Raw genomic sequence first — 231 nt, 5'->3', positions numbered from 1 at the left:
CTGCGTGTGCACGCGCACGTCGTCGGAATCGCGCAATGCCACCGGCAACTGCGCAAGCACGGTCGTGCGACCGCCGATCTCGATCCGTGCATCCCGCCAGTTGGCGATCGCCAGTTCGGTCGCTCCGCCGGCTCCGGCCAGGCGCTGGCGCGACTCGGCCAGCCCCTGCAGGACCTGAGGATGCGCCTGCGCGAACCTGGGCGACAACGAGGACGCGCTGCCGCCGCTGTC

General features: G+C 71.4%; 1 protein-coding gene. It reads right to left on the bottom strand.

What is annotated here, in order from left to right; all coding sequences use genetic code 11:
• A partial coding sequence (locus tag SB660_RS24165) for a hypothetical protein (RefSeq protein ID WP_410585180.1) occupies positions 1-231 on the bottom strand: 231 nt, incomplete at both ends.

The sequence above is a fragment of the Bacillus sp. SIMBA_005 genome (genome assembly GCF_046535585.1).
Classification (GTDB): Bacteria; Bacillota; Bacilli; order Bacillales; family Bacillaceae; genus Bacillus; species Bacillus pumilus.
Note: the sequence above shows the minus strand (reverse complement) of the source record. Positions and strands in the feature narration are given on the sequence as shown.